The organism is uncultured Campylobacter sp. (assembly GCF_938045405.1).
GTDB lineage: Bacteria > Campylobacterota > Campylobacteria > Campylobacterales > Campylobacteraceae > Campylobacter_B.
This window is the reverse complement of record NZ_CALIMW010000022.1, coordinates 1-10205: the sequence shown is the minus strand read 5'-3', so window position 1 is coordinate 10205 and position 10205 is coordinate 1. Positions and strand designations below refer to the sequence as shown.

General features: G+C 50.0%; 7 protein-coding genes. All 7 read right to left on the bottom strand.

Annotated elements, in window-relative coordinates; translation table 11 throughout:
- Positions 1–384 precede the first annotated feature (384 nt).
- Positions 385–1821: a DUF4139 domain-containing protein gene (locus Q0140_RS00910; RefSeq protein WP_297960661.1), complete on the bottom strand. Its 1437-nt coding sequence runs from the start codon at positions 1819–1821 to the stop codon at positions 385–387.
- Positions 1822–2347: 526 nt separating this feature from the next.
- Positions 2348–3124, bottom strand: coding sequence for an ABC transporter ATP-binding protein (locus Q0140_RS00905; RefSeq protein WP_297960658.1), 777 nt, complete (start codon positions 3122–3124; stop codon positions 2348–2350).
- Positions 3117–4109, bottom strand: coding sequence for an iron ABC transporter permease (locus Q0140_RS00900; RefSeq protein WP_297960656.1), 993 nt, complete (start codon positions 4107–4109; stop codon positions 3117–3119). The genes Q0140_RS00905 and Q0140_RS00900 overlap by 8 nt, the downstream gene beginning before the upstream one ends.
- Before the next feature lie 184 nt (positions 4110–4293).
- On the bottom strand, positions 4294–4491 hold the full coding sequence (locus Q0140_RS00895; RefSeq protein ID WP_297960653.1) for a hypothetical protein: 198 nt from the start codon (positions 4489–4491) through the stop codon (positions 4294–4296).
- A 491-nt stretch (positions 4492–4982) separates the two neighbouring features.
- Entirely contained in the window at positions 4983–7703 is a 2721-nt protein-coding gene (locus Q0140_RS00890; RefSeq protein WP_297960650.1) for a carbon monoxide dehydrogenase, read from the bottom strand.
- 217 nt (positions 7704–7920) lie between these two features.
- Entirely contained in the window at positions 7921–8559 is a 639-nt protein-coding gene (locus Q0140_RS00885) for a nitrous oxide reductase accessory protein NosL (RefSeq protein ID WP_297960647.1), read from the bottom strand.
- A complete protein-coding gene (locus Q0140_RS00880; RefSeq protein WP_291940222.1) occupies positions 8556–9383 on the bottom strand; it encodes an ABC transporter permease subunit in 828 nt (275 codons plus the stop codon). Before Q0140_RS00880 ends, Q0140_RS00885 begins: the two co-directional genes overlap by 4 nt.
- Between the last annotated feature and the right edge of the window lie 822 nt (positions 9384–10205).

The following is a 10205-nucleotide window of genomic DNA, read 5'->3' as shown; positions in this document are numbered from 1 at the left end:
GTTTGCGAAATTTCATAATGATCCTTTAAATGCCGCCAGTGAAAAAAACCGCACACCTCGCCGCTGCGTTAAATTTATACCTTCGCTCCGCGTTCATTACTCTGACCTTTCTAAATTTGAGATAAATTTTAGCGACGCTCAAAGTTTTTCTACCCGCGCCAAAACCCCTTTGCATCGCTAAATTTCATATCTCGCACTACCAAATTTTAAATCGCCGCAACATTTAAATTTTGGTTTTCGCGGCGCTCAAATTCCTCTCGGCGCGGCGCCAAAAATTTCAGATAAGCTCTAAAGCCGCGCCTTAATTTTATGCCCGCAAAATTTAGCCGCACCACAAAAAGCTACTCCGCTGCGCAAAATTTAACCGCGCCGCGCCAAAGCTCGTTACTTCTTCGGCTTGCTTAGCTCATAGCCGAAGTGGATCTTTTTGCTCTCGCCCGGCTTTAGCTCAAAGTCCCAGCTAAGTAGTCCGTCCTTGCCGAGGCTGCTCTGCTCGGGCGAGTTTTTCAGCGCGACCTTTACGTCTTCATGCGTCGAAACGGGCGCTCGCTCTTGCAAAACCACGTTCCACGCGCGCTTGGAGCTATTTTTGATCTCGTAATCCCAAGCCATGGAATTTTTACTTTCGCCGCCGAAAAATGAGTTTTTCGTGAAGTTGTTCGCCTGCTCTTTTTTGACTTCGATCAGGCTGTTTTTACCCAGATATGCCGTAGCCTCCGCGTTTGCGGCAAAGCCTAGATGCACGAGCCCGATCTGCACGCCGTCGAGCCTTATTAGCGTTTCGCTCTCCTCTATGCTTCTTTCGGGGATAAATTTAGCCCGCACGTAGGCCGCCTCGCTGCCGTAGCCGTCGATGAGCAGATCAAATTTCGCATCCAGACTCTGTTTATCGAAGCTAAACTCGCCCGCCTCGCCCGCCTTGAGGCTCACGCCGCTAATTTTCCACACCTTTGAGAGCGAGCTTTCGATATTCGAGCCCGTCCTTGCGTACGACGATCTTGCCTCCGCCGCAGGCGCCCTCTGCATATCCGCCACCTCTAGCATCGCATCCTTTTTATAAGCCGCCGCGGGCTCAGGCTCCATAGGCTCGCCCTCATACCACGGGTAAAAGGGCTGCGGCGCGGTCTGCGAGGAGTATTCGTAAGGATACAGCGCGATCGTCAAATTCGCTAGCTCGGCGTTTAGCGGATTTTGCACCGAGAGTTTTTGCGCGACCTCGATTTTACCGCTTGCAAGATCGGCAGAGAGCTCGTTGTGCGTGTAGGCGCTTACGTCAACGGGGTAATTGATCTTAACGAAGCTCGGATCGCAGCCAAAGTTCGCGTTTAAGCGACGCTCGTTTTTGATCCGGTATTTTGAAATTTTCTCTTTGAGCTTTCCGATTTGCTCGTCTGTCTTTGAAATTTCGCCCGCTACGAGCAAGACCTCGTCGTAAATTTTTTGCGAATCCGCCTTTAGGCTTGCCAGGCTTCTATCTTTTAAGCTCGCAAAATCGCTTAAAAAGCGCTGCTGCGCCTTAAGTGCGACCAGGCGGTCGCTTAGCTCGCGCAAGCTCTTTTCGTCCGCCTCTTTTTTGGCGAATTCCGCGTTTTTCACGGGCTCGCTCTCCTCCAAAGACAATTCGCGCACTTCGCAAGAGCCCGCGATCTCGATGCTGCGGATATCCAAGTACTCCGGCACGTTCACGCTGAAGTTTGATTTTTGCGCGCCGAAGTTTTGGTGCAAGAAGGCGGAGTTCGCGTAGATCTCAAGGCTATTTTCCTGCGCGCTCAAATTTACGACAAGCGCCGCAGCTGCGCTTAAAAGAACTATTTTTTTCATTTTTACTCCTTAAAAATTTTACGTAATTGTAACGATAAATTTTGATTTTTATGCTTAAAATTCGGAGCGAATTTTAAAATTTCGGCCCCGCCGCCCGCTTTGAAATTTCAAAATTTCGCCGCCGTAAAAACTCCGCCGCGGGCGCTAAAATTTTACCGCCAATAGCGTTCATTAAGTCCTCTCACTCGCGCAGCCTAAGCGATAAAATTTTAAAATTTCGAAGCCTCTATTACAAGGACGAGCTTCGCTCATCCGCGAAGTCAAACCGATAAATTTTGAAATTTTGCGTAGTAAAATTTCTGAAACTTTAGGCGAGCGAAGCAATGCGAAGGAAGCGCGGGGCGCTTCCTAGCCTTCGCGAGAAATAGTGAAGCTCCTCATCGCAGCGGTGGCTTAGCCATCGCGCGAAGTTAAACCGATAAATTTTAAAATTTTGCGCAGCAAAATTTCTGTAACTTTAGGTGGGTGCAGGGAGTGCTTGCACTTCCGCTCGCAGCGGCGGCTTAGCCGCCGCGAGAAGTCAAGATCAAAACGGATACGTCAAGCAGCAGACGCGACCGACCCTTTCGTTGTAGCTGACGTCGAGCTTCAGATCGTATAGCTTGCTTAAAATTTCGCTTTTTATGATCTGCTCGGCCTTGCCGTATGCGACCTCGCCGCCGCCTTTTACGAGCGCGACGTATCCGCCCAAAAGCAGCGCGAAGTCCGGATTGTGCGTGGCTAAAACGACGGTGTAGCCGTTTTTTAAAAGCTCTTTTGTGGCGCGGAGGAATTTGTATTGGTTGGCAAAGTCTAACGCCGAGGTGGGCTCGTCGAAGATCACGATCTTAGGCTCGCTGCAAAGGGCGCGCGCGATGGATGCCATCTGCCTCTGGCCGCCGCTTAGGCGCGTGATGATCTTGTCTTTTAGGTGCCAAATTTCAAGCATTTTCATGTAGCACTGCGCGAGCTTGTAGTCGTTTTCGCTCGGCTGCGAAAAGATCCCGATATGCGCCGTGCGCCCCATCAGGACGTACTCAAAGACGCTGTAATCGTACTCGCAGACCTCGCTTTGCGAGACATAGCCGATGATCTCGGCGCGCCCTTTGGCGCTAAGGCTCGTCATATCCTTGCCGTCAATTGAAATTTTACCGCGCAGAGGCTCAAGCGTGCCGCTGATTAAATTTAAAAGCGTCGATTTGCCCGCGCCGTTTTGCCCCAAAATCGTCAGCATCGCACCCGCTTCGAGGTTGAAATTCACGTCGCACAGCGTCAGAGGGGCGGATTTTACGTAGCCGAAGTCTAAGCTCTCAACCCTAACCATTTAGCTTCCTTTTGTTTTTAAGCAGGATGAATATAAAAAATAGCGTGCCGATAAAGCCCGTAAGCACCCCTAACGGGATCTCGCTTTGATTTATGCTGCGCGCTACGTCGTCTACGATGAGCACGAAGATCGCGCTTAAAAATATGCTCGCGGGGATCGCTTTGGTGTTGCTAACGCCCACGATCATGCGCGTTAGATGCGGCATCAAAAGCCCCACCCACGCGACTATGCCGCTGATACACACGCTGCTTGCGGTTAGCAGCGTCGCGCAGACGATGATGATGCCCCGCTCCAGCACGACGTTTACGCCGAGCTTCGCCGCGGTCGCATCGCCCATGGATAGGACGTTTATGCGGTAACTCATCAATACCAAAACCACGATACAAACCCCCATCACCGGCGCTATCATCGCTAACACGGAGGGATCGACCTTCGCGAGGCTTCCTAGCTGCCAATACACGATGTCTGCAAGCTTCGTCTCGGGATCTGCCATAAATTTTAAAAATCCGATCAGCGCGCCCATCAGACCGCTTACGATGATGCCGGCAAGCACAAGCATTATGGTGGCGCTCGAACGCAGCGCGCGCGTAATCAGAAGCGTAATGCAAACCGCCGCAAGCCCAAAAACGAAGGCGAAAAGCTGGATCAAAAGGATATTTAGATCAAGCAGGATCGCGATCGCCGCGCCCACGCAAGCCCCCGCGCTGACGCCTAAGAGATCGGGCGAGACGAGCTGGTTTTTAAAGACGCCCTGATACGCCGTGCCGCTGATGCCCAGCGCCGCGCCCACGAGCACCGCGGCGATGATACGCGGCAGGCGCACCTGCATGATGACGTTGTGGACGTTTTGCGCTACCTCGCCGCCGCCAAGCGCTTTTAGCACCTCGGCGATGCTTAGGCCGAAGCGCCCTATACAAAGCGATATCGCAATCGTCGCAATCGTCGCTAGTATCAGCAGCACGAGCATAAATTTAAAATTTTTCATACCTTCCCTTGCTTTAAATTTTTATCTTTTGCCTTAAATTTAATCTTTGAAATTTCGCCTCGTTGAAACCCGCTTAAAATTTCGCTTTAAATTCCGCCCTCCGGCTCGTAGCGAAAGGCTTGCGGTAAAATTCCTTCGTGATAGCTCCAAGATCAATATTTCAGAAAAGATCCGGATGAAAATTTTAGCCGCCTACAAGATTTATAGTGTCGTCTCCATGCCCGTGCGGTCCCGTCCGAAAATGTTTGCGGCGCAGCATAGACGCACTTTTGCTGCACCGCCTCAAGCTGCGAAACGCAGGGCTTGACAGCAGTGCCTCCGTCTCGCACGACGTTTTCTGTAGATGATGACGCAGAGACTGCAGCGGCTTTGATTTATGCATCTAAATCCTTAAAGAGATGTGGCATTTTAGCATATCTTATATTAAATTTTTATGATTTCAGCTTTCATATACGTGAGCAAATCTAATGGCGTGCAGCTCCGTGCAATAAGGCTTTTAGCAAAATTTAACTTGCGGATTTCAGATGAACGCCTACGAAATTTACGCTGAGATGGAATTTTAAAATTTCATCCGTTCGCGAAAGATGCGCTTAAGCTCGATGGCGGAATTTTGCCTGGCTAAATTCTGCCGATTTAGCAGCAGACGCAGCGCGCGGCGAAATTTTATACAGAGTCTGAAGATTTGATTTAAAATTCCACGAACGGATGCGGTGCGAAAATTTTCTCTTTATTTGACCTCGGTTTTGCTAGCCACTTAGTTGTAGAATTTTACTACTCGTTTAGCTGCGGGATTTTATTTGCCCGCAAGGGGTTAAATTTTATCATGAAATTTCGCATCGCTTAAAATGCGATGCGAAATGAATCCATCCGTCGCTACTGCCAGCCTAGAGCTTTACGCTTTAGGCGCATATCGCTTACCATTTTTAGCGCGAGCGCGACCGGATCGGTATCTACGTGCATCACAGAGCCAAGCGCCCGCCTGGTGCCCTCTTTGAAAAAGTGTATGACGTTTGCGGAGCCGTGGATTTGATACTCGACGCAGTGATACGAGTCGATGCCCATTAGGCGGAATCCGAGCGAGGCATCGACGCCCTTTTCGTTCGCCCACTCAGGAGAGGTGAAGGCAAGCGGCAGCTCGTAGAGATTTTTGTCTAGCACCCCTGCGATACCTGCGAAAATTCCGCTGGAGCGGGTATTATCAATGCACTCGCCCACGTGCCATACCGGCGGAAGCTCATCTTTTTCTAAAAACGCCCGCAGCGACGTGCCTGCTTTTTTATACGCGCTTTTTTGGCAAAAGCCCAGCTTCATTAGCGGGAACGACGCGCAGCCGTTGGTTAGGATTAGGACGTTATTTTCGATTAGGGTTTGTGCGACATCTATGATAGCGCGCTCATAAGGCACTTTAGGATTGGTGCAGCCGACCATATTTACGATGCCTAAAATTTCACCGCTTTTTAGCGCGTGCGCTAACGGCTCCATGCCGCCGTAGTGCTTATGGACGAATTCTACCGAAAAGCCCACTTCGGCCTCGACTTCATACGGCGGGATATATACCGGCAGTCCCTTGCGCTTTTCGTGAGATTGCAATGCGCGGTCTAGAATTTTACGCGCTAAATTCCTAGTCTCGGCGATATTACTATGGTGATGATCGTAGCCTATATGCTCGGCTCCGGGAAGCCTAGCTGATGAGCTTGTGGTAACGACCTTGGTCTGGAAGCAGTTAGCCACGTCCATGATCGCAGGATAGACATCTTGGACATCGGCGACCCACAGATCAAGTGCACCTGTACCTATGACGAGTTCGGCAGTTACGGCGTTTGAGAGCGGCACGACGCCCCAGTTGCGATACATCGCCGATAGTCCGGAACAGCACACGCCGTAAAATGCGATCCCTTGCGCGCCTATTGCGCGAGCCTTGTCTTGGTACTCCTTAGAATTTCCGATCTCCACTATTAGGCTTACTAATGTCGGCAGATGTCCGTGCACGGCGATATTGACCCAGCCTTTTTTAAGCGCGCCCATATTGCTTTTGGAAGTTACGCGATCTCCTACGCCAAATAGCGCATCCGTAGCGATATTTGCAGCTACTACGCCGGTGAATGTAAAAGCAAGCCCGCAGCGCAAAAGATGCTGCATCACGCTGCGCCAGTCTCCATCCGTGCCTACACCCGTTCGGTGATACGCCTCAAAGACTTCGTTATACGCACTAATCGGCAAGATATCTAGCTTCCGCCATACCTCTTGACGCTCCTTGGGTGCGAGCGCAGTGATGGTTTTATACTCGCCGCTACTTTGCGAAAGATCTGTCAAAAGCGTATCGGCAAGCTCGATCGCTACCTCTTTTAACTCTCTGCCTTCAGTTGGAATTCCAAAGGCTTTGGCGGTATTGATGATTTTGTATTCGCCTATTATGGGCAGATCTAACTTGCCCTGTGCCGCCCATTTTAGCGACAGCAGAAGCTCTCTGGCGTGCGCGCCGTGTTGAGCTACGCCTGCAGCTACTTGGCGCAGTAGGTTGCGCGATACGATGAGATCGGCGTCCGCACCGCAAGTGCCGCGATCGGCCTTTTTAGTAATTTTGCAAGGTCCCATATTGCAGATCTTACAGCATACTCCGCTAAGCCCATAGCTACACATAGGCATCTGTTTGTCGAAACGATCAAACGCCGTATCTACGCCGATCTGCTCCATCCTAAGCATCATTTCGCGCACGGCGGGATCAGGGGTTTTCTCAAGTACTTCTTGTTTTGTGGGGAAGGTCTTTTTGTATTCAAGCACCGCCTTCATATAATCCGCCGTAAATTCCGCCTCGTGAAAATGCTCGAAAAGATTGCCCTGCGCGTCTTTATGTGCGTGCGGACTAGCCTCTGCGGGCACTAAAACTTTTGGGATGCCGTGTTCGTCAAATCCGATAATCGCGCGGTGAGAGTGGGGCTTGTGATCATGGCAATGTTTGTCGTGCTCGTGCGAGCTGATGGAGGAATCCTCGTCGCGCTCATGTGAAGATGTCAAAGAATTTGCTCCGTATTCGTGCAAATAAGCTGCGAGGTTCTCTTTTTGATCGTGTGAGTGGGTCGCAAGATCTTCGTCGTATAGATGCGAGTGAATTGCGGAGCTATCGCTATGCTCGTGCGAGTAAGAGATGTGATCGTTGCTACTTGGACTCTTCGTAGGATTTGAGACGAAATTTATCAAAGAATCAGCCATGGAATTTATTGTAGAGTTTATCGCGGATTTTTTAGCGTTGCCTGCGCTTTGAGTGCTTGAGCGCGCCGCAAAGTTGGTGCTTGAAGCAGAGCTTGCGCTATCATAGCCGCCCGTCGCGGAATTTCTGGCTTCGCAATCGCACTCGTCGCAGGAATTCTCACCTGCGGCGCGATTTTTAGAAATTTTGTCGCGAGCATGTGAGGCGGAAGTTGTAGAATTTGCAGCGGAATTTTGAGTGATATTTGCGCTTTTATCAAAAACGGACGCGGCGGAGCTTTTGACCGCGTCTGCGGCGAAATTTTCTCCCACATTCGCAGCAGAATTTTCATCCGTCGAAGCTTTCTTGCGTGAGCCTTTTTGTTTTGCGATTTTGTCGTTTGCCATGACGTCTCCTTAAAATTTATTTTAAAAATAAGTGAGAATGTAGAGCTCAATAAATATACTGAAAAACTACACTATTTAATTCTTATAGATAAAATTTAACGTGATTGTATTTTTTAATTGCTTTAAATTCCCTTAATAGCGCACTAAAATAAAAGATAAATTTTTATGAATAAAATATACTAAAATAGCTGAATTTAAATTTTGCCAAGCGGCTCGATCATCTTAGATAATCGATCAGCTTGGCGGAGATTTCTCGAAACTGCAAAATTTTATGCCCCTTTTTCTCGCGCATGAAGTCCTGCGCGTCGCGCAGTCTCGCAAACGTAATGAGATCGTCGCCTCTGGCGCTTTGCAGCACGCTGCCGAAAACATAAAACGCGTCCTGCGCCCGCAAAATTTCGCCGCTTGCGTAATCGGTGACGTAAAGCTCCGCGCCGCCGAAATTTGCGTTCGTGGAATTTGATTCGCCGAAATTGCCGCTAGCGGAATTTTTACTCATCAAATTTTCCTCTGCGGAAGCCGCGCCGTTATTGCCGCTCAAATTTTCGCCCTCGAAAAAATACGCAAACATCGCCTTGGGCGAGGCAAACGCGAGCGCACTGCCGTCTTTGAGCCTTGCGTAAGCGCGAAATTCAGGGTGCGCGCTAGTATCGATGCCGTATTTTGCGCAGGTGAGATTTACGTCTTTTAGCCACGCGGGCTCGCGCGCAGGTTTGGAATTTTGCGCCGAACCGAGGCCCGTACTATCTGACGCGCCTAAATTCTGCGCCGAGCCGGAGCTTTGAGCCGTGGAATTTTGCATCTTCGCTGCGCCGCAAAGCGCTATAAATGCCGCCAAAATGAGTGGAAATTTCACGCTAAATCCTTTGATCTAAAGATAAAATAGCCCAAAACGAGGCTCGCCGCGCCCAGAGCGATCGGATAGAGCAGCGAAAAGGCGATGAAAAGTCCGCGCCCGAAGTGATCTAGGATAAAATACGCCGTCGTGCCGATGACCGCAAGATCGGGATCAAACAGGCTGATAGCAGCGATGCGGAAGTCCTCCATCGGGTTTGCTAGAGCGATCGCAAAGATCAAATTTTCGTTCACTCCCGTTTTTGCGAGCAATCCGATCAGCACGAGATCCAAAAATGCAAGGCAGAAAAGCCAGACGAAAAACGCGAGCCCAAGCCCCATCTCTTGGCTTTTTGAAACGGCACAGATCAAAAATGCTATCCCTAAAAACGCCGCGCACAAGCTAAAAAGCAACCCCGTATAAAGCAGGCAGATCGCCCACGGAATGCCCGTGCCCTTGATCGCGCCCCAAACGATCGCAAGCAGCAGCGACAAAAATATCGGCACGAATACTCCAAACAGCCTTCCTAGCGCCTTGCCGTAATAATACTGCGCCTGCGAGATCGGGAAGCTTAGCAGGTATTCTAAGATATTTAGGTCGCGGTCGGCTAGGATCGCCTTGCTGGTGGTGACGAGCACGAAGACGGGCAGGATGATGATGCAGATCTGAATAAACAGCAGCAGCAGTCGCGAAAGCCCGCTAAAGCCGAGCACGCGCGAGTCGGTCACCCCCGTGATGAAAAACGCCGCCACGAGCCCGCTAAAGATCAGCAGATAGAGCAAAAACCAGCGCGAGCGGAAGGACTCTTTGATATCCAAAGCGGCGATGGTGAGTAAATTTTTCATTCATATTCCTTTATTGCGCCTCGGCGCGCTTTTAAATTTAGATTTCTCGCGCGGCTTAAATGCGCCGCCCGTTTTTAAATTTTAGCCTCGTTTTGCAGCGCGGATATAGCTTTAAATTTCGCCCGTCTGGCGTTTAAACAGGTGGCGAAATTTTATCCGCCGCCTGTGACTGCGGACCGCGCATAAATTTTATTTACAGCTCAGGCTTACGGCGCCTGCAAACAGCGCGCTATTTGCCGCCCGCTATCCGTAATCTGCCGTAGTTTTAAAATTTAGCCGTTTGACGGGGTTGCTTAAATTTCAGCTCCGTAAAATTTCAAAGCCGGGCGTATCCCGCGGCATAAAATTTTAAAAATCTCGCGGCGGCGAATTCTGCGCCGGTTAAATTTTAAATTTACAGCGAAATTTTAAATTAGCGTGCCCGCCTAAATTTTAATTCGGCAGAGCGAATTTTGCGCCGCGCGTTAAATTTAGCCGCGTCGCGAGATGAAATTTTGCGGTCGTTTTCTAGACCCATCTCTGCCTCGCGCCCGCCCGCGACCGCGAACCGCGCATAAATTTTAAATTTACGGCTCCGGCTCGCATGCGCTTAAACATCGCGTCGTTCAGCGTCGCCTATTATCCGTCATTCACGACGCTGCAAAGTAAAATTTTATTTCATCTATATCGGCACGGGCGATGCGCTGAAATTTTACGTTTTAAATTTAGCGCAAAATCCTAGCCTTTTAAAATCCGTCTTAAGCAAACGGCCTTAATGCGCGTGCCCTGAATGCATATCGTGCGCAGTGCCGTTGCCCTCGTGCATCTGCCCCATATCGTGCG